This window comes from Paraburkholderia sp. SOS3 (assembly GCF_001922345.1).
Lineage (GTDB): Bacteria > Pseudomonadota > Gammaproteobacteria > Burkholderiales > Burkholderiaceae > Paraburkholderia.
On record NZ_CP018811.1, the window covers coordinates 2,946,118 to 2,966,315 of the forward strand.

General features: G+C 63.9%; 13 protein-coding genes and 2 tRNA genes. 6 read left to right on the forward strand and 9 right to left on the reverse strand.

Going from position 1 to position 20,198, the window contains the following annotated elements; genetic code table 11:
* Positions 1-228 precede the first annotated feature (228 nt).
* The 3 genes from BTO02_RS13155 to BTO02_RS13165 form a co-directional block, all read right to left on the reverse strand.
* Positions 229-2,472: a GNVR domain-containing protein gene (locus tag BTO02_RS13155; RefSeq protein WP_075157406.1), complete on the reverse strand. Its 2,244-nt coding sequence runs from the start codon at positions 2,470-2,472 to the stop codon at positions 229-231.
* Between the two features lie 55 nt (positions 2,473-2,527).
* The gene (locus BTO02_RS13160) at positions 2,528-3,781 is read right to left on the reverse strand and encodes a polysaccharide biosynthesis/export family protein (protein WP_232243358.1); all 1,254 of its coding nucleotides are present in this window, start codon (positions 3,779-3,781) and stop codon (positions 2,528-2,530) included.
* 94 nt (positions 3,782-3,875) lie between these two features.
* On the reverse strand, positions 3,876-4,943 hold the full coding sequence (locus BTO02_RS13165; protein ID WP_075157408.1) for a sugar transferase: 1,068 nt from the start codon (positions 4,941-4,943) through the stop codon (positions 3,876-3,878).
* Positions 4,944-5,524: 581 nt separating this feature from the next.
* Between BTO02_RS13165 and BTO02_RS13170 the strand changes: the two genes are divergently transcribed.
* Positions 5,525-6,820 carry a calcium-binding protein gene (locus BTO02_RS13170; protein WP_232243359.1) on the forward strand — a complete coding sequence of 432 codons (1,296 nt, stop codon included), beginning with the start codon at positions 5,525-5,527 and terminating at the stop codon, positions 6,818-6,820.
* Positions 6,821-6,884: 64 nt separating this feature from the next.
* Here the strand turns inward: BTO02_RS13170 and BTO02_RS13175 are convergent, their stop codons facing one another.
* The 5 genes from BTO02_RS13175 to rnr form a co-directional block, all read right to left on the reverse strand.
* A complete protein-coding gene (locus BTO02_RS13175) occupies positions 6,885-8,417 on the reverse strand; it encodes a mannose-1-phosphate guanylyltransferase/mannose-6-phosphate isomerase (RefSeq protein ID WP_083615107.1) in 1,533 nt (510 codons plus the stop codon).
* Positions 8,418-8,672: 255 nt separating this feature from the next.
* Positions 8,673-9,368, reverse strand: coding sequence for a ribose-5-phosphate isomerase RpiA (gene rpiA, locus BTO02_RS13180; protein ID WP_075157409.1), 696 nt, complete (start codon positions 9,366-9,368; stop codon positions 8,673-8,675).
* A gap of 127 nt (positions 9,369-9,495) precedes the next feature.
* Positions 9,496-10,344: an N-acetylmuramoyl-L-alanine amidase gene (locus BTO02_RS13185; RefSeq protein WP_156883824.1), complete on the reverse strand. Its 849-nt coding sequence runs from the start codon at positions 10,342-10,344 to the stop codon at positions 9,496-9,498.
* A gap of 132 nt (positions 10,345-10,476) precedes the next feature.
* Positions 10,477-11,220, reverse strand: coding sequence for a 23S rRNA (guanosine(2251)-2'-O)-methyltransferase RlmB (gene rlmB, locus BTO02_RS13190; RefSeq protein WP_075157410.1), 744 nt, complete (start codon positions 11,218-11,220; stop codon positions 10,477-10,479).
* Between the two features lie 39 nt (positions 11,221-11,259).
* Positions 11,260-13,713 (reverse strand): ribonuclease R, encoded by a 2,454-nt coding sequence (gene rnr / locus BTO02_RS13195; protein WP_075157411.1) that lies wholly within the window; start codon positions 13,711-13,713, stop codon positions 11,260-11,262.
* Between the two features lie 315 nt (positions 13,714-14,028).
* Between rnr and BTO02_RS13200 the strand changes: the two genes are divergently transcribed.
* Positions 14,029-14,115, forward strand: a tRNA-Leu gene (locus BTO02_RS13200).
* A gap of 130 nt (positions 14,116-14,245) precedes the next feature.
* Positions 14,246-14,332 (forward strand) — tRNA-Leu (locus BTO02_RS13205).
* 99 nt (positions 14,333-14,431) lie between these two features.
* On the opposite strand, the gene BTO02_RS13210 is transcribed toward BTO02_RS13205, so the two are convergent.
* Complete coding sequence (locus BTO02_RS13210; protein WP_232243360.1) at positions 14,432-15,325, reverse strand: type II toxin-antitoxin system HipA family toxin; 894 nt, start codon at positions 15,323-15,325, stop codon at positions 14,432-14,434.
* A gap of 364 nt (positions 15,326-15,689) precedes the next feature.
* Here BTO02_RS13210 and BTO02_RS13215 point away from each other — a divergent pair, with 364 nt between their 5' ends.
* From BTO02_RS13215 to BTO02_RS13225, 3 genes are all read left to right on the forward strand, one after another.
* On the forward strand, positions 15,690-16,913 hold the full coding sequence (locus tag BTO02_RS13215; RefSeq protein ID WP_075157412.1) for an MFS transporter: 1,224 nt from the start codon (positions 15,690-15,692) through the stop codon (positions 16,911-16,913).
* Between the two features lie 314 nt (positions 16,914-17,227).
* Positions 17,228-19,009 carry an AMP-binding protein gene (locus BTO02_RS13220; RefSeq protein WP_075158846.1) on the forward strand — a complete coding sequence of 594 codons (1,782 nt, stop codon included), beginning with the start codon at positions 17,228-17,230 and terminating at the stop codon, positions 19,007-19,009.
* Between the two features lie 69 nt (positions 19,010-19,078).
* On the forward strand, positions 19,079-20,191 hold the full coding sequence (locus BTO02_RS13225; RefSeq protein WP_232243361.1) for a DUF1571 domain-containing protein: 1,113 nt from the start codon (positions 19,079-19,081) through the stop codon (positions 20,189-20,191).
* Positions 20,192-20,198: the final 7 nt, after the last annotated feature.

Genomic DNA, 20,198 nt, shown 5'->3' on the forward strand with positions numbered 1-20,198 from the left:
ATGCCCTCCCGGGTCGGGCTCGATCCGATCGCTTCACCGGCGGCCCGACGAGCCGCAGCCCGTTTTTCGGCGCGGCTTTCAAGCGGTCGACGACAACGGGTTTCCCTCGTAGCCGAGGGACGCATACGTCTCGTGCAAGAGCCAGCGACCCATCTGCGCGGCGCCGCTTATTGCCGTATCTACGCGTGCCGGATCGCTGCATCGGCGATCCGGGCAATGGTGCTTTCCCTAGTCGGCAGCGGCTCTTCTCCCTTCCTTCACTACGCCGTAGCTCGCATAACCATAAGCGGCGTATGCATCGCCATAGCGCCCGGGACGCGACACCATATCGTTGAAAATCACGCCGCGAATCGGCACGCCAACCTGTTCGAAACGGCGCACCGATTCGCGCAGTTCGGATACGCTCGTGGCGCCCTGGCGCGCAATCACGAATACCGTGCCCGCCAGCTTCCCGATAATGCCGGCATCCGCCACCGGCAACACCGGCGGTGCGTCGATCAGCACGAGGTCGTAGGCCTCGTTGGCCCACGCCACGAACTCCCTGAAGCTGCCTTCGCGCAGCAGTTCGCTTGCATTGGTCACATAGCCGCCCGTCGCGACGAAGTCGACGCCGGGCATCACCTCGCGATACACCACCTGGTCGTAATCCTGGTTCAGCTCGAAGATATTGGTGACGCCGGGGGTGCTCGGCACGCCCATGTGCTGGTTCAACGAGCCGCGCCGCAGATCGGCGTCGACCAGCAGCACACGCTTGCCCGACGCGCCGAACACGGCGGCCAGATTGACCGAGACGAACGATTTGCCCACCATCGGCGTCGGCCCGGCCAGCAACACGACGCGGTTCGCGGCATCCACGAGCGAATGTTCGAGCGCGCTGCGGAAGCTGCGCAGGCTTTCGACAGCCGGGTCGAATACGGCCTTGTGCGCAAGCACCATGTTCGTGCCCGGCGCACCGCGCGGCACGCGGCGCGTCAGCGAATGCTGGATGCGGCTGCGCGGCACGGCCGCGAAGACCGCGAGCCCCGTCCCCACTTCGATCTCGTCCACGAGCGAGACGCCACGATTCAACCGGTGACGCAACAGCACGATCGCCGAACCGATCAACATCCCGGTGAAGAACGCCGCGAGCAGCAAAACGACGCGCTTTGGCCGAACCGGGCTCTCCCCCGGCACCGCGGCATCGATCATGCGCACGTTCGACACGCGGCCGGCCTTGAGCAGGCGCATCTGCTCGCGGCTATTCAGCAGATTCGTGTAGATATTCGTATCGACGGTCACTTCGCGCTGCAAACGCACGAGGTGCTGTTCCAGCGGCGGCAGCGCGCGCGTCTGTCCCGCGAGATCTTTCAGCGACTTCTCCGCTTCGGCGACCTGCCCGTTCACGGCGACGAGCGCGGGGTTGTCCTCGGTGAAGCGTGCCATCAACATGGCGCGCTGCTGGCGCAGGTCGGCGATACGCTGCTGCGCGATCGCGGAACTCTGCAGCAGTGCCGTCGCCTCGGCACCCAGGTTGACGGCCCCATGCTCGGAACGGAACGTGTTGTACTCGTTCTCGGCTTTCTCGAGTTGTTCCTTCAGCACCGGCAGTTGCTGATCGAGGAAGGCAATCGATTTTTCCGCTTCTTCCTGCGTGCGCTTCGCGTTCTGCCGCAGATACTCGCTGCCGATCGCATTGAGGATCGTGGCGGTCAGAACCGGATCTTCGCCGTCGAGCACCACGCCGATCACATCGGACTCCTTGCCCTTCTCCGAAATCGCCAGCGCGGTCTGCAGCGACTTGATCGCCGTCAGTTCCGAACTGCGCGACAGATCGAAGTCCGTACCGGGCTGCGCATCGATGCGGTTCACGAGCAGATCGATCGTGCCGTCCGCGGCCGGCGCATGCAGCTTCTCGCCCACATGTCCATCGAGCGTGATGCCGCGATACTCGAGCGTGTAGGCGCCGTTGCCCCGGTAGGTCAGGACGAACGGCTTGCCGAGCAACTGCGGCGGGACGTCGAATTGCGCCACGTCGATCGCTTCGTCGCCCCATGCATAGCCCTGCCACCCCGACCAGCCGGCGAGGTTCAGATGCTGCGCGGCCCAGCGGCCGACAACCGGAAAATAGCGCGGCGTCGCGTGAATATAGAGCTTCGTCGCATTCACGGCCGACGAGACGACGAGCCGCGAACGCAGCACCTCGATTTCCGCCGTCGCACCGGTCTTGATCGCGAATTGCGCGGAAATATCGGCAAGCGCCGTTTTTGCGGGATTCGGGTTTTCTTCCACCTGAATGAGCATGTCCGACTGATACACCGGACGCGCCAGTAGCGCATACATGCCGCCCAACAGCGTACAGACCGCCGCGACGATCAGGATCGTCTTGCGGCCAGAGTGCAGCGTATCGAGCAGATTGCCCATATGTCCGCCGTCGGGCGCGATCGGCATGATCGTTTCGATGGGCCCTTCCAGCAGATAGTCACGCTGATTCATCTTGTTCTCCAGGTGGCGTGCGCGCTGAGTGTCGTAGCTTCGGTTCATGCGGGTTTCAGTAACCCACCGCGCGGCTCGCGGCGGCGGCTTGGGTAGTCGGCAGAATCAGACTGATGACGCGGCTCCACTTGACGAGCGTGGAGGTATCGACAAACACGACATCGTTGGGCTGCAATGCGAACGAATCGGCCATGGCCATCGCGGACGCACTGCTCGCGTCGAGATGGAATACGACCGGATTTGCGCTGTCCTGTCCGCGCACGACATAGACCTGAGACGCATCGGCCGACGCCTGGGCGATCCCGCCCGCGTTGCCGAGCGCCTGGTTCAGCGACATATGTCCGTTGTTGAACGCCACGCCGCCGGGGCGCTCGACCTCGCCGACCACGAAGACCTTGCTGTCCGCCGCCGCGTAGACGCGGACGAGGTCGCCGTCGCGCAACACGATGCGATCGGGATTGAAGCCCTTGCGGATCATCTCCGGCATATCGACCGCCACGGTCGTATCGCCGCGCGTCACGGCGACGCGCGAGCGGTCGGCGAGGCTCGTGAAGCCGCCGGCCCGGTTGATCGCTTCAGGCAGCGTCATCGGCCTGTCGTTGAGCACTTCGACGCCCGGCGTCTTGACCTCGCCGTCGACGTAGACGCGCTTGCTGCGGTACGTCTGGATGCGCACCGTGACCTGCGGCTTGCGCACGTAGCGCGCGAGCTTTTCGGAGAGCGCATCGCGCACCCCCATCTCCGACATGCCTTCGACCTTCAGCGGACCAATATAGGCATACTGAATGAAGCCGTCGTTATCGACCGTGTAGCCCGGAGACACGGAACGGTCTCCCGCGGCGCTGTCGGTGCCGCTGCTCGAGGTCGGCAGGTTGAGCTCGGGATGATCCCAGACCACGATGCTGAGAATATCGCCGGGCCCGATCTGGTATGGCGTGGCTTTGGCGAACAGCTTCTCCACGTCTGTGGGAACGCCTTTGGGCCGCGCGGCCAGTTCCTTTTGCACGAGCTCGCTCGTGATCTCGACGAGTTGGGCGTTTGCCGCGCCCGGAATGCCCTTGGTCACCACGCTGTCGGGCACGCCCCCGCCCGATGCACCGCCCGTCGCCGCGGCTGCGTTGCTCGCCGCTGCGGCGCCGCCGCTGGTAGCGGAGTTCGAACCCGGACCGCCATAGGTCATGCCCGGCGCCATCGCGCAGCCGCTCAGCACCACGAGCGCGAGCCACGCGGCGCACACGGCGCCCCGGCGCAATGTTCGCGTGACGCCGGCATGCCGCGCGCCACGCGCGCACGCATCGATCGATTCCATCGCATAGAGTCCCATTGCAATACCCCCAATTTCGTTACAAGGCTCCGGGCCATGCCGTGTGGCCCGGATACCCGACGTGTCGGCGTATTCCCGCTCAATACGCCCCGCTACGGCGAATCACCACGAAAAACGTCTTGAACAGAATCCCAATGTCTTTGCGGAAGGTCCAGTTCGTGACATAAGTGACATCGAGCGAGACGCGTGTCGCGTAATCGACGTCGTTGCGTCCGCTCACCTGCCAGAGACCCGTGATGCCGGGCGTCGCCATCAGGTAGTACTTGCTCGCGTCGCCGTAACGCTCGAGCTCCTGATCGACGATCGGGCGCGGGCCGACAAAGCTCATCTCGCCGCGCAGGACGTTCCAGATCTGCGGCAATTCGTCGAGACTCGAGCGCCGCAGGAAATGACCGATCCGCGTCACGCGCACGTCGTTCTTGAGCTTGAATTCGCGCTCCCACTCGGCGCGCGCCTCGGGATCGCGCGCAAGCAGATCCTTGAGCGCCTGCTCCGAATTCACGACCATCGAGCGAAACTTCAGGCAACGAAATTTCTTTCCATGTCGGCCGACGCGCGTGTGTCCGTATAACGCCGGACCGCCATCGCGCTTGACCATCAATGCGATGACGAGGAAGACGGGCGCGAGCAAAACGAGCGCGCTTGCCGCTGCAACGATGTCGAACAGGCGCTTGAGCGCATGCCCCACGACAGCGCTGCGCACCACGCTGCGGCGCGCCGTGACCTCGAGCGGCTCGCGGGTCCACCATGCCCGCGCGAGGCGCAGCACGCTGAACTCCGAAAAGAACAAGGTGTGCGACAGCAGCAGCGAAATACCTGTCGTGAGCGTCCAGTAGATAAACCACGGCAACGGCAGCAGGCGGTCATGATGAATCGCGTAAAGCAGCACGAGTCCGCACAGTTGCACGGCAAGCCACGCGAACGCCGTGCGGCCTGCCACGTTGAAAACCGATCGGCTGCCGCGCGTACCGTAGGTGCCGCAAGCGGGAAACACCGACAACGCAAGCGCCGCACAAAACGCCACGAGGGCGGGATCGGGATGACGCGCTTCGCCCATCATCGCGAAGTTCAGGTTAAGGTGTGCGCCGCATACGGCGCCCAGCACGATCAGCACAATATCGACCGTACGTTGCGTTAGCTCAGACATGTCCCCTACCTCAGCGCGTATCGTGTCCATCAGACGTTCGTGCTCCGGCGCGGTCGTCAACCCGAAGCGAACATGCGGATCACTCTGCCCCGGGAGATCCACGCGTTCGCATCGCCCGCCCCGATAAGCCATGGCGACACATTAAGGTTTGAGCAACGGCGAATCCGTGCGCAATCCCACCAACCATGGGCGGTCGTCGCAGACTTGCCGTGTGCGCCGCGTGCGAGCGGCATGACAGGACATGGGTAAACGTCGCGTTGTGCGCGCTCGCGCACATAAGGTCTTGTCTTTTGCGAAACGGCCGGCTTTCACCGAGCCGGATTGATAGAGAGGATTCCGTATCTTACGGTTGACGATCTGTTCACTGCCGGCTTCGTTCCCGCTTGCGAACGCGCAATGCCTTGCAAGCGAAATTTAATATTCCGTGGAAATACCGGACCGTTCGCCGACGCACACATGAACGACGCACCGGCGCGTCAGAATGGCGTTCGCCTGTCTCTCTCGGGGAGGGGCTGCCATCGAGAGGCCGGGCTCAGGCAGATCGCGCGGAACCGGCAACTTTCCCACGCGAGGAGTACGCCGTGAAGCATTCCGTAGCCACCGCCGCCGTTCTGCTTTCCGTACTCGCGCGCGCATCGACCGCACAAGCAGGCGATGCCGTGCGAGCGATGCCGGCCGACGCGTTCATCGACACACTCGGTGTCGGCATCCACCTCACCTATATGGATACCGCCTACACCAATGTGCGCAACGTCTACGACGATCTGAAGTGGCTCGGCATCCGGCACGTTCGCGACTATCCGCCCGGCGACAGGCCGCCGTTTTCGACCTATGTCTTTCTCGCGCAGCTCGGCATCAAATTCAACGTGCTGACGAACCCGGACTTCGCGTGGTCGGTCGGCGCGGCGGCGCGGTTGAACGCAGCGGTGCCCGGCAGCGTCGTGGCCGTCGAAGGCTCGAACGAGATCGATAACTGGCCGGTCTCGTACCACGGCCTGACGGGTGCCGCTGCCGGCCTTGCCCAGCAGCGCGATATCTATGCGCGCGTGCACGCCGCACCTGCGCTCGCGGGCGTGCCCGTCTACGATCTGACCGGCTTCGACACGCGCAAAGTCGAGTCGCGTGCGGGGTCGGCCAATTACGCGAACCAGCATGTCTACCCGCAGAACGGCGAACAACCGACCTATAACTCGAACGGCGACCGGTGGATGCCGGCGGCCATCGATGCCGTCAAGAAATACCAGTTGCCGATGGTCATCACGGAATTCGGCTATTTCTCGATGCCGCAGTCGGGCTGGTACATGATCGGCGTCGACGAGCCGACGCAGGCCAAAGGCGTTCTGAACGGCTATATGGATGCGGCGGCGGCCGGCGTGAAGCGGACCTACGTGTACGAACTGCTCGACGAAAAGCCCGACCCTCAGAACAAGGACAGCGGCATGCACTTCGGGCTCTTTCGCAACGACAACAGCCCCAAGCCCGTCGCCCACGCGATCCGCAATCTCACGACGATCCTGAACGCGGGCAAGACACGTCGCGCCAACGCCGCGGCGATGCGCGGCTCGCTCGCTTATACGCTCTCGGACATGCCCGTGTCGGCGAACAGCCTGTTGCTGCAGAAGAAGGACGGCCGCTTCGTGCTCGCACTATGGAACGAGACGCCGATCTGGGACCGGGCGATCGGCAAACCGGTCGAGAGCCCGCCCGCGCGCGTCGGCATCGACTTCGGCGCGAAAGCAAGCCGTGTCGACGTGTACGATCCACTCGTTTCGACGACGCCGTCGGCAAGCCATCGTGACGTGAGCCAGCTAGCCGTCGATGTGCCCGACCACGTGATCCTGCTCGAAATCACCGCGGTGGGCACACCTCGCCTGTAAGCGTCGGCGCGCACGCACGCGCAGCGCGCCTTGCGGCGCGCCGTTGCGACCCGCCGCTGCGGCTTTATCCGCGTCCGTAGCTGTCGTCGAAACGCACGATATCGTCTTCGCCGAGATACGCGCCGGACTGCACCTCGATCACTTCGAGCGGCAGCTTGCCGGGGTTCTCGAGGCGATGTTGCACACCGAGCGGAATGAAGGTCGATTCGTTTTCGCCGAGCAGGAACTGCTCGTCGCCGCGCGTCACGCGCGCGGTGCCGCGCACGACGATCCAGTGCTCGGCGCGATGGTGATGCAGCTGCAACGACAGCCGCGCGCCCGGCTGCACGACGATCCGCTTCACCTGGAAGCGCTCGCCGCGATCGAGCGAATCGAAGAAGCCCCATGGGCGGCGCACCTTGCGATGCTGATCGGCCTCAGGCGCCTGTTCGGCCTTGATCCGCGCGACCAGTCCCTTGACGTCCTGCACGCGCGAGCGGTCCGCGACGAGCACCGCATCGGCCGTTTCGACCACCACCACATTGGTCGTGCCAACGCATGCGACGAGGCGTCCTTCCGAATGCGCGTAGCTCGCGGTCGCCCCTTCGAACATCACGCGGCCGCGCGCGACGTTGCCGTCGGCGTCCTTTGCGTGCGCGTCCCATACGGCGTCCCACGAACCGAGGTCGGACCAGCCTGCTTCGAGCGGCACGACCACGCCCTGGCACGGCAGTTCGTCGGTGCCCAGATGCTCCATCACCGCATAGTCGATCGAATCGGACGGACTGCGTTCGAAGTGTGCGGCAGCCGGGCGCAGAAATGCGCCGTCGTTGCGGCTTTCCGCGAACGAGGCGACGCACGCGTCGTGCATGGCCGGCTGCAGGCGCCTGACCGCCTCGAGCCAGATCGATGCGCGCACCACGAAGATGCCGCTGTTCCACCAGTATTGGCCGCTCGCCAGGTATTGCGACGCGAGCTCCTGCGCGGGCTTTTCGACGAAACATTCGATATGGTGCGCGCCGTCCTGCAGCACCGCGCCGATCCTGATATAGCCGAAGCCCGTATCCGGCCGCGTCGGCGGCACGCCGAGCGTGACGATCGCACCGCCCTCCGCGTGGCAGGCAGCGGCGAGAATCGCGCGCTGGAACGCATCGACGTCGGCGATCGAGTGATCGGCCGGCATCGCGACGAGAATCACGTCCTCGCCGTGCGCCGACGCCACCGCCGCCGCGAGCGTCAGCGCCGGCGCGGTGTCGCGGCGCGCCGGCTCGACCACGAGCCGCGCGTCGACACCGTTCGCATGCAACTGTTCGATCGCGACAAAGCCGTGCTCTTCGCCGCACATGATGATCGGCGCACCGGCCACCTTGCGCTCGGCGGGAAAGTTCGACATGCGCCGCACCGTCGTCTGCAACAGCGAGTCGGGGCCGACGATGTCGAGCAACTGCTTCGGGCAGTTTGCGCGCGACATCGGCCACAGCCGCGTGCCGGAGCCGCCCGCAAGCACGACCGGCGCGAGTGCGAGCGTCTGCGAAGGCGGCAGCTGTCCCGCGAGACAGGCGCGCGAACGTTCGTCGAGGGTGTGGGCGATGGCTTCAGTCTGTTCGCTATCCAACATTTTAGATTCCTGAATATGTAGACGTTTGTTTCGCCGAACCGTCGGCAAACAATCCCTTGCGTCCGATGGCGTTCAGTTTCTCTTTAGCGAAATCGAAGTACGGTGCGCCAGCACGCGTAGCGATGCATGTGGTGGGCGGGCCCATGTTGCGCCGCCGCCGCAAAAGAAAAACGCCGTGCGCAGCAATTGCTGCGCACGGCGTCGTGGAGAACCGATCGCGATCTTGAGCGCGACGGAATCAGTGCGAGAGCCGTGTCAACGCGTCGGGTAGTCGATGCGCTCCACGCCCGTTTCGGCGCCTAGCAGACAGACGTTCGCGCCACGGCTCGCGAAGAGCCCGACCGTCACGACGCCGGGCCACGCGTTGATCTGCGCTTCGAACGCGAGCGGGTCGCCGATCTTCAGACCCTTGACGTCGATGATCTCGTTGCCGTTGTCGGTGATATACGGCGCGCCCTCTTTCGTCACGCGCACGACCGGCACCCCGCCCAGCGCCGTCACGCGACGGCCGATCGCGGTGCGCGCCATCGGCACGACTTCGATCGGCAGCGGAAACTGGCCAAGCACATCGACACGCTTGCTCGCATCGACAATACAGACGAATACGTCGGACACCGACGCGACGATCTTCTCGCGCGTAAGCGCACCGCCGCCGCCTTTGATCATCGCTCCGCGGCGATCGATTTCGTCGGCGCCGTCGACATACACGGGCAGCGAGTCGATCTCGTTCAGATCGAACACCTTCATGCCGAGCGCCTGCAAACGCGCGGTGCTCGCCACGGAACTCGATACCGCGCCGCGGTATCGACCCTTGTGGGCCGCGAGCGCATCGATGAAGCAGTTCGCGGTGGAGCCGGTGCCGACGCCGATGACCGAGCCCTCCGGCACATTGGCGTTCACGTAGTCGGCGGCGGCCTGGCCGACCCGTTGCTTGAGTTCGTCTTGAGTCATGGAAGTCCGGATGCTGGCGTGCGGAGAAACCGCCAGTTTACCGGACTCGCGCCGGCGCCGGATGAGCACGCGTGGCGGCCGCTCAGGCGGGGCTGCGGCCATCCGACGATGGGTGGCCTGCGGCCGCTCACGGTGTCGGCTTCGTCTCGCCGGCCGCGGCAGGCATATATTTGTCGAGCAGCGCCTGCGCGATCGCATCGGTTTGCGCATCCGGGTTGCCCGCATAGTCGCGCGGCCGGAAATGCATCTGGAACGCCGCGAATACGCGCCGGGTTTTCTCGTCGAGCACGCCGTCGGTGGCGACGTCGTAGCCGTAGCGCGCGAGTTTCTGCTGCAGGCCGCGCACGTCGGCAGGCGCGTCGGGCGCGCGGCCTGCGAGCTCCGCGGCAACGGTCCCCGCATCGGGCCAGGCGCCGACACCGGCATCGTAGAGTTGCTTCCACGGAAAAAGCGGACCGGGGTCCGTCTTGCGTTGCGGCGCGATATCGCTGTGGCCGACCACGCGCGTCGGCGGAATGCCGTAGCGCGCGACGATGTCCTTCGACAGGCGGATCAACGCGTCGACCTGCGCGGGCGGATACGGCTGCCACGTACGGCCCTGCGGCGTATCGATCGGGCCGAGGTTCACGTTTTCGATGCCGATCGATGCGGCGTTGAGCTCGGTCGTGCCCTGCCAGTAGCTGACGCCCGCATGCCACGCGCGCTGCGATTCCGGCACGAGCTGCCAGACGACGGGCTCGCCGTTCCTGACCGGCGGCGCTGCCGGCACGAGGTAATGCGCGCTGACCTGTTCGGTGGTCAGCACGTTCAGCGACTGCGCTTCGTCGATTTCCGTGTAATGCATGACAAGGAAACGGATGCGCGTGTCCGCGTACTGCGCATGATGGCTCGTATCGGCGTAATAGGTGCCGCGATCGATCGTCGTGGTCGTGCAGGCGGCAAGCAACGCCGCTGCGAAGGCGAACGCAGCACGCATGGGCGAACGCACGAGCGCCGGTCCAGGTCGGCGAACGCGGGCGAGAGGGCGGGCGAAGATCATCGTGACGGTTCTTGTTCTCGAAGCACCGGTGGGAAGCCGCGCAGCAAGGAAGCCGCGCGGCGAATCGGACTATTTCGGCGCGGCCCTCTGCCGCACCGCTTCGAACAGACACACCCCGCTCGCCACCGACACGTTGAGGCTCTCGACGCTCCCCGCCATCGGAATATGCATGACCTCGTCGCAGGTATCGCGCGTGAGGCGGCGCATGCCCTCGCCTTCCGCACCCATCACGAGCGCAACGGGCCCGTCGAGTTTCGTCTGATAGAGGCTCGCGGGCGCATCGCCAGCCGTGCCGACGACCCAGACGCCCGCATCCTTCAGTTCGCGCAGCGCGCGTGCGAGATTCGTGACGGTGATATACGGCACCGTGTCCGCCGCGCCGCTCGCTACCTTCGCGGCGGTCGCATTGAGGCCGACCGCGCGGTCGCGCGGCGCGATCACCGCATGGGCGCCAGCCGCGTCGGCCACGCGCAGGCATGCGCCCAGATTGTGCGGATCCGTCACGCCGTCGAGCACGAGCAGCAGTGCCGGTCCGCTCAGACCATCGAGCAGTTCGGCGAGATTCTGCGCGAGCGGCAAATCGGTTGCGCGCGCAACCACACCCTGGTGGCGCTCGGTATGCGCCAATCCCCACAGCCGCGTTTCGTCGGCGGCGATCACGCGCACACCGGCTTCTTTCGCGAGGTGCAGGAATTCGTTCATGCGACGGTCGCGCCGCGTCTGATCGTAGTAAACATCTTCGATCGTCGACGCGTCGTGCCGCATCCGGGCGATTACCGCATGAAACCCGTATAGAACCTTAAGACGTGACATGACTGAAACTACCTTTTATTAGCGAACGCCATTCGCGCATCAACGCTTTTTTCTGGACTGGCCCTTCGCCGATTTCGCCGACGCCGAACGCTTCTTCGCCGCGCCACGCGCCGCGCGCGCTTCTTTCACCGCGACGCTCGGCGCGGGCGCGGCCTTCTTGCGATGCGCGCCTTCACCCGGCGCCAGCGAGCGCACGCGCGGTCCGCCGTCGCCACGCTCGCCGACCGTTCTATCGAGCGCCGCGGCGCGGCTTGACGGCGGCTTGATCGGCGTGTCGCGCACGAGACGGAAATCGATCTTGCGCGCGTCGAGGTCGACGCGGCTCACCTGCACGCGCACGCGGTCCGATAGCCGGTAGCGGATGCCCGTGCGTTCGCCGCGCAGTTCGTTGCGGATTTCGTCGTACTGGAAGTAATCGGAACCGAGCTCGGTCACATGCACGAGCCCTTCGATAAACAGCGCGTCGAGCTGCACGAAGATGCCGAACGACGTCACGCCGCTCACCATCCCGCCGTACTCTTCGCCGAGCTTGTCGCGCATGAAGTAGCACTTGAGCCATGCTTCGACGTCACGCGAGGCTTCGTCCGCACGCCGTTCGTTCGACGAGCAATGCAGCCCGAGCTCTTCCCAGATCGCGGTGTTTTCGCGGCGGCGGCCCGCGCGCTTTTCGTCGTCGGCCTGCATCGCACGCGCGCGCGGCGACAACGCGGTGTTCAGCACCACGCCTTCGGGCGCTGCCGGCTGGTACTTGCGCCCTTGCAGGATCGCGTAGATCGCGCGGTGCGTGAGCAGATCCGGGTAGCGGCGAATCGGGCTCGTGAAGTGTGCGTAGGCCTCGTACGCAAGGCCGAAGTGACCGATGTTATCGGGGCTGTAGACGGCCTGCTGCATCGAACGCAACAGCATGGTCTGCAGCATCTGCGCGTCGGGCCGGTCGCGGATGTGCGCCATCAGCGCCGCGTAGTCGCTCGCGTGCGGCGTCTCGCCGCCGGTCAGCGTCAGGCCCATGCCGCGCAGGAAGGTGCGCAGGTTTTCGAGCCGCTCCGCCGTCGGTCCCGCGTGCACGCGGTAAAGCCCCGCATGCCGGTTGCGCTTCATGAAGTCGGCCGCGCAGACGTTCGCGGCCAGCATGCATTCCTCGATCAGCTTGTGCGCGTCGTTGCGATGGCGCGGTACGATCTGCTCGATCTTGCCCTGCGCATTGCAGACGATATACGTTTCCGTCGTGTCGAAATCGATCGCGCCGCGCTTCTGGCGCGCCGCGAACAGCGCCTTGTAGACGCCGTACAAATTCTGCAGATACGGCAACAGCGCCGCACGGCGCGCGGCCTCGGGCCCCTTCGTATTCGCGAGCACCGCGGCGACCTCGGTGTAGGTGAGACGCGCGGCCGAGTGCATGACGCCCGGATAGAACTGATACGCCTTGATCTCGCCGCGCGCAGTGATCACCATGTCGCAGACGAGCACGCAGCGGTCGACGTGCGGATTCAGCGAGCACAACCCGTTCGACAGCTTTTCCGGCAGCATCGGAATCACGCGGCGCGGGAAATAGACCGACGTGCTGCGCTCGATCGCATCGACGTCGAGGCCGCTGCCCGGCATCACGTAGTGCGATACGTCGGCGATCGCGACGATCAGGCGGAAGCCGTCGCCGCGGCCGACCTTCATCGGCTCGCAGTACACGGCGTCGTCGAAATCGCGTGCGTCTTCGCCGTCGATCGTGACGAGCGGCACGTCGCGCAGATCGACGCGATGGCGCAGATCCGCGGACCGTACTTCGTCGGGCAGCTTCGCGGCGGCCTCGAGCGCCGCATCGCTGAACTCGTGCGGCACGCCGTATTTGCGCACTGCGATTTCGATTTCCATGCCGGGATCGTCGATATCGCCGAGCACTTCGACGACACGTCCAAGCGGCTGCGAATGGCGGCTCGGGAAGTCGGTGAGTTCGACCACCACCACCTGTCCCACCTTCGCCTTCTTCGTGTTCTGGGTAATCAGGATGTCGTGGCCGATGCGCTTGTCTTCGGGCGCGACGATCAGCGCGCCGTTTTCGTTGAGCAGGCGCCCGATCACACGTTTGTTCGCGCGGTCCGTGACCTCGACGATATGTCCTTCGGGTCTCCCGCGCCGGTCGTAGCCGACGATGCGCGCGAGCACGCGGTCGTTATGCATGACCTTCTGCATTTCGCCGTTCGGCAGGAACAGGTCGTCCTGACCGTCGTCGCGCACGAGAAAACCATAACCGTCGCGATGGCCCTGCACACGGCCCGCGACGAAATTCGACGGATGGGTCAGCTGATAATGCCCGCGCGGATCGAGCCGGATCTGGCCGTCGCGTTCCATCGCGGCCAGACGTTTGAAGAAGCCTTCGCGTTCCTGGCGCTTGATCGAAAGCGCCTCGGCGATGTCGTTCGCAGCAAGCGGCGTTTCGCTCGTACGCAGCACGCCGAGGATTTCTTCACGGCTCGGGATGGGATACGGATATTTGCTCAAGGGCTTATCGATGGTTTTTCTCGGTGCGTGGACGTCGCGGATCAGGTGCCGGGCTACACTGCGCGGCGCTAACGCTGCGTCGGGCTCGCCCTGCTGTCAACGTACTGCTGCGGGCCATTCTATCATCCGTCTCTTAATGCAAACCGCGTCGCGAGGCACGTATGCAAGGCTTTGCGGCCGGCTTCGAAGCCCGTTCGGCGCGGCGCGGACGGCCTCTGCCGAACGCTTGACAGAACCCGTCAGCTCGCTATAATTGCGGTCTTTGCTGTTTCGCGTGTGTGTTTATCTTCAGCGGAGCGGCGGAAAAGACACCTTGCCCAGGTGGCGAAATTGGTAGACGCACTAGGTTCAGGTCCTAGCGGTGGCAACACCGTGGAGGTTCGAGTCCTCTCTTGGGCACCAAAGATTCAAAAAAGGCCGGCTTTTGCCGGCCTTTTTCGTTTTTGGCGTGGCTCGAACATGGCCGCCGGTTTTTAAACTTTCATTGACACAATGCCTCATGCCGCTACAATAGCGGTCTAGCTTGAGACGTGCCCAGGTGGCGGAATTGGTAGACGCACTAGGTTCAGGTCCTAGCGGTGGCAACACCGTGGAGGTTCGAGTCCTCTCCTGGGCACCAGCAGATTCAAAAGAAGGCCGGCAAAATTGCCGGCCTTCTTCATTTCGCCCTCTTCATTTCGCCCTCTTCATTTCGAGCTCGCACCATCGGTACCATCGGTCAGGCGAGCCGAAAAGCGCCCGACATCTGCTGCTGACGCGACGCGATACCGAGCGGCTCCGCAATCTTGCGCCACTGAGCCACGATGCGCCGCTGCCGCTCGACGATTTCAGCCGCCGCTTTAGCGCGCACACGAAAATAAGGCGCGACCTCGAACGCCAATTGCAGATCCATCGCATTGTCGGCTTCGCTGATGTTGGGTTCGAGCCCGTGCGCGTCGGCACTCGGATTCATGTCGAAAGCCGGCGACAAAGCCCAGCCCTTTCCGGGCACCAGCAAAAAACCATGATTGCGCAGGTGATCGTCGGTATTCGAAACCAGAAGACTGAAGACGATGCGCGACCACAGCTGCAGCAAATCGCGATCGGTTTGCGCGCCATCGGTCATCAGCACGCGGGCGATTTCGAGGTAGCTCGCGCCGGTCGACGCGTCGTCGCCGTCCCGATGGCCGGTCAGATTCATGGCGGACGCGAAATGCAATCGCCGCCCTGCCTCCGTTCGATCGAACCGCTTGACGAGAAACATATGATGCGGACCACCAAAGCGCCGCACCAACGCATCGGGCACGTCGAGGCCGCATGCCCTGGCGAGCGTATGGACCACCATCTCCCAAGCGCCGACATCATGCTCGTCGCGCACGCTCGGAAATCTGGCAATCCATAGATGCCCTTGCGGGTCGACCACGCTTGCCTTCGGCCGCGCGCCGCCCAACGAACCGCCGGGCGCGATCAGCATGCGCAGCCATTCGTCCGCCGCGCCAGCCGTGTTGTCCTCGTCGCGCTCGAGCGCGAGGCTTGCGGCTTCGAGCGCGCGCAACTGCACGAACGGCGGCGCGGCGACATCATGCCCGTCGTCCAGAAACGCGGCGTCATCGCCCCGGCGAAGGACGTGCAAGAAAGGCCCGATCGAATTCGAAATCGAACACCTCGCGAGCCGCCTCCGTGCCGCTGCGTACTGCAGTTTCTTCAGTCGAATTCGCGTGGAAATGCTGAATACCCGAACCCGAAACCGCGCCAGACAAATTACTTACAACTTACTAAAAGCCATCAAATAAAATTCATTTATTACATTAATAAAACAACCATCCGGCAATTCACTGCACGTTGATTCCCAGGGAATACCACTGAATCGCGCGCATTCACATGCAGCCGCTTGACGGTCGGCGTACACTCGTCCCGCGGCCGCGCCACGGGGATGCGCGCGTCACGCAGCAACGCTCAACACTCGAAAGCACGATCGCAAGAGGAGAATAAACACGATGGCATGGACCCGCGAACAGAGAAACGTCACGATCGCCGCCTATCTCGGCTGGACGCTCGACGCATTCGATTTCTTTCTGATGGTTTTTATTCTGAAAGATATCGCCGCCGAATTTAATACGAAAATCCCGGAGGTCGCGTTTGCGATCACGCTGACGCTCGCGATGCGCCCGCTCGGCGCATTGATCTTCGGCCGGCTCGCCGACAGGTACGGCCGCCGTCCGACGTTGATGGTCAATATCGCCATCTATTCGCTGCTCGAACTGCTGTCCGGCTTCTCGCCGAACCTGGCGACGCTGATCGTACTGCGCGCGCTGTTCGGTATCGCAATGGGCGGCGAATGGGGTGTCGGTTCCGCGCTGACGATGGAGACGGTGCCCGCGAAGTCGCGCGGCATCGTGTCGGGGCTCCTGCAGGCCGGCTATCCGAGCGGCTATCTGCTCGCCTCGATCGTATTCGGCGTGCTTTATCAGTACATCGGTTGGCGCGGCATGTTCTTCGTCGGCGTGATTCCCGCGCTGCTCGTGCTCTACGTGCGCTCGAGCGTGAACGAGTCGCCGGCATGGGTCGCGATGGAGAAGAAAGCGCGCCCGGGCCTGCTCGTCACGCTCAAGCGCAACTGGGTGCTTTCGATCTACGCGATCATCCTGATGACCGCGTTCAACTTCTTCTCGCACGGCACTCAGGATCTGTACCCGACCTTCCTGCGCGAGCAGCATCATTTCGATCCGCACACCGTTTCGCTGATCGCCATCGTGCTGAACATCGGCGCGATCGTCGGCGGTCTGCTGTTCGGTTCGATTTCCGAGCGCATCGGCCGCCGCCGCGCGATCTGCATCGCGGCACTGATTGCACTGCCGGTGCTGCCGCTGTGGGCGTTTTCGTCGACACCGGTCATGCTCGCGATCGGCGCATTCCTGATGCAGATCTCCGTACAGGGCGCGTGGGGCGTGATTCCGGTGCACCTGAACGAAATCTCGCCTGACGAAATTCGCGCAACCTTCCCGGGCCTCGTCTACCAGCTCGGCAACCTGCTTGCGTCAGTCAACGCGACGATGCAGGCGTCGTTCGCCGTGTCGCACAACAACAACTACGGGCTCGCCATGGCCATGGTCGCGGGCACGGTGGCGGTCATCATCGCGGTACTGATCCTCTTTAGCCGCGAGCGGCGCGGCATCGATATGACTAAATCGGCCGAGGCGGTCGCGGCAACCACGTCATAATCGCCGCCGCACCGCAGAACGCTTCAAACCGCGAAAGCCGAGAAAGCCGCGCCGATCCGATCGGCGCGGCTTTTTCATTGCCGCTGCGCTACACGCGCGTGCGCCGCGCCGTCGATCTGGTCGATGTGCAACGACCGCCGGTTAGAAGACTTCCCCGACGCCGATCGCTTGCCGGTTCGCCGTGGTCGTCCGTATCCTTCGTCAGCCACGCATGGCGCACATCGAAAACAGCCACGCACCGTTGAAACGGCAGCCATACTGTCTGTAGAACAGACAAGAACAGTCCAAAGGACAAGAATGGAATGGAGACGACCATGAGCCCATCGCCGCAGCCGCTACCGGCATGCCCCGCCGAAGTACGCGTTTCGCATGCGCCCCCGCAGCCGGTGCCCAATACCGATGGCATCTGGTACGCGTCGTATGCGCCCGGCGTGCCGCACGAAATCGACGTCGCGCAGTTCGCCTCGATCGTGCATCTCTTCGACGAATGCACGCAGAAGTATCGCGACCGCGTGGCGTACGTGAGCGTCGGTTCGGACCTCACGTACGGCGACCTCGCGCGCAAGGCCAACGCATTCGCGAGCTGGCTGCAAGGCATCGGCGTGAAGCCGGGCGAACGCGTCGCGATCATGTTGCCGAACACGTTCCAGTATCCGGTCGCGCTGTTCGGCGTCCTGAAAGCGGGCGCCGTGGTCGTCAACGTGAATCCGCTCTACACGGTGCGCGAGCTTGCGCATCAGCTAAAGGACAGCGGCGCGCAGACCATCGTCGTGTTCGAGAACTTCGCGAAGACGCTCGAGGACGCGCTGCCTGGCACGCGCGTGCAAAACATCGTCGTCACCGCGCTTGGCGACCTGCTGGCCGACGGGCTCAATCTCAAAGGCCGCTGCATCAATGCGTTGCTCCGGCATCTGAAGAAGATGGTGCCCGCATATCGATTGCCGCAGGCGATACGCATGCGCGAGGCGCTTGCGATCGGCACGCGCCGCGCGCCGGCGCCCGTCGCGGTCAACCAGACCGACCTCGCGTTTCTGCAATACACGGGCGGCACCACCGGCGTCGCAAAAGGCGCGATGCTCACGCATCGCAACATTATCGCCAACGTGCTGCAGGCCAAAGCATGGTCCGAAAGCGAGCTGGCCGGCGATATCGAAACGGTGCTGACGCCCTTACCGCTTTATCACATCTACTCGCTGACGTTGAACGCGATGATCTTCATGCTGCTCGGCGGGCGCAATATCCTGATCGCGAATCCGCGCGACACGAAGCGCGTGATGAAGGTCATCCGTCATGAAACGTTCACCGGCATCACGGCCGTCAATACGCTCTACAACGCGTTTCTCGACAACGAAGAATTTTGCAGGCGCGACTTCTCGAAGCTCAAGCTCGCGATGGCAGGCGGCATGGCGATGCAGAAAGCCGTAGCCGAGCGCTTCAAGGCGGTGACCGGAAAACCGGTTATCGAAGGCTACGGCCTCACCGAATGCTCGCCCATCGTCACGATGAATCCGGTCGACCTCAAGCATCTGCGCGACTTCGACGGCTCGATCGGATTGCCCGCGCCATCGACGGTCGTGCGTTTTCGCAAGGAGGACGGCAGTTGGGCTGGTATAGATGAGCCCGGTGAGTTGTGCGTGAAAGGTCCGCAAGTCATGAAAGGCTACTGGAATCGTCCGGAGGAGACGGCGAAGGTGCTCGACGACGCCGGATGGCTCGCAACGGGCGACATCGGCGTGATGAACGAGCACGGCTATATCCGCCTGATCGACCGTAAGAAGGACATGATTCTCGTGTCGGGCTTCAATGTTTATCCGAATGAAATCGAAGACGTGATCGCCATGCATCCGGACGTGCGCGAAGTCGCCGCGATCGGCGTGCCCGACGCGGCGCAAGGCGAGCGGGTCAAGGTCTTTATCGTGGCGCGCAATCCCGCGCTGTCCGAAGCGCAAGTGATCGAGCATTGCAGAAAGAATCTGACTGGCTACAAGGTGCCGAAGCTCGTCGAGTTTCGTGACGAGCTGCCGCAAACGAATGTCGGCAAGATTCTGCGACGCGAACTGCGCGCCCAGGAACTCGCGAAGCAAAAACCTGCCTGATGCAAGATATGTGCGGCACCAACGGCCGTCATCGGTTCAGCCGTTTCCGGTTTCTGTGGGAGTCCACTCATGCCGCACCCGCCGTCGACGAATCCGACTCGCCGCGCACCGGTCATGCGCGCGTTGCGTTGGCTCGCCTGCGCGGCAACCCTGTATATGACAAGCGCCGCGCTCGCGCAGCCGGAGCAGCAGCCAGGCGAGACGCCGGCGGCTAACCCGTCGTCCGCTGGTTCATCCGCTGGTTCATCCGCTGGTTCATCCGCTGGTTCGTTCGCTACATCGACGGCTTTGCCGGACAGCGCAGCCGGCACGAACAACTCGACCAGCGCACCGGCCACAACGAACGCGTCGGACCCCGCGGTTGCCGCGAGCGGCGCCAAACCGGAAGTCCGCCCGCCGACCGTTCCACCCGGCGAAGCAGGCAGGCTCAAACCCGCCGAACAGGTGCGATGGCTGCGCCAGGCGGCGCAAAGCGGCCTGCTCGAAAAACTCGACGATGCCAGTCTCACCGCGCTGTTCCAGTCGCTCGATCCGTTGACGGTGCCGCGCTACATCAAGGACGGCCCGAACGGCTACCCGTCATACGAGTTCACGATGATCCGGCAGGAGCGCATTCGAGGCGTATGGCCGAGCCGGCCCGATCGTATGGTGGTGCGCGTGACGCGCGACCCGATCCGCATCTACGCGAAATGGCTGCCCGGCGGCCCGCACACCGGGCAGGAAATCATCTACGACGAAACGCGGCGCAGCGACGAGATGTACGGCCATCTCGGCGGCTTCCTGAACATCATCCCGGTATGGGCATCGCTAAACGGCGCGCTCGCGCGCACGCAATCGAACCATCAGATTCGCGATCTCGGCACCGAGTACATCGCGAAGCAGTTCCTGTCCGAAGGCGAGAAATACGCACAGGCCGGCATTACGCGGCCGGAGCGCATCGAAGTGAAGACGCTCGACGGCGTGCGCGTGGTCGCATTCACCTACGAGACGAGCGCCGGCATGCCCGAGTTCTACGCGAAGCGCGAGACGCTCGGTCTCGATCTACGGCATCCGTACTTTCGCACCGTCGAATCCTACGACAACGACGGGCGCATCTTCGAGCGCATCGTGTTCCAGACGATCACGCCAAAAACCTTCGACGACGAAACCTTCGATCCGAAGAATCCCGCGTACAAGTTTTGATGCACGC

Bases quoted from the DNA above. Each gene is read 5' to 3' on its own strand.
- rlmB (WP_075157410.1), bottom strand. From the start codon at position 11,220: ATGTCACGTCTTAAGGTTCTATACGGGTTTCATGCGGTAATCGCCCGG.
- BTO02_RS13165 (WP_075157408.1), bottom strand. From the start codon at position 4,943: ATGTCTGAGCTAACGCAACGTACGGTCGATATTGTGCTGATCGTGCTG.
- BTO02_RS13155 (WP_075157406.1), bottom strand. From the start codon at position 2,472: ATGAATCAGCGTGACTATCTGCTGGAAGGGCCCATCGAAACGATCATG.
- BTO02_RS13175 (WP_083615107.1), bottom strand. From the start codon at position 8,417: ATGTTGGATAGCGAACAGACTGAAGCCATCGCCCACACCCTCGACGAA.
- rpiA (WP_075157409.1), bottom strand. From the start codon at position 9,368: ATGACTCAAGACGAACTCAAGCAACGGGTCGGCCAGGCCGCCGCCGAC.
- BTO02_RS13215 (WP_075157412.1), top strand. From the start codon at position 15,690: ATGGCATGGACCCGCGAACAGAGAAACGTCACGATCGCCGCCTATCTC.
- BTO02_RS13225 (WP_232243361.1), top strand. From the start codon at position 19,079: ATGCCGCACCCGCCGTCGACGAATCCGACTCGCCGCGCACCGGTCATG.
- BTO02_RS13160 (WP_232243358.1), bottom strand. From the start codon at position 3,781: ATGGAATCGATCGATGCGTGCGCGCGTGGCGCGCGGCATGCCGGCGTC.
- BTO02_RS13220 (WP_075158846.1), top strand. From the start codon at position 17,228: ATGAGCCCATCGCCGCAGCCGCTACCGGCATGCCCCGCCGAAGTACGC.
- BTO02_RS13185 (WP_156883824.1), bottom strand. From the start codon at position 10,344: ATGCGTGCTGCGTTCGCCTTCGCAGCGGCGTTGCTTGCCGCCTGCACG.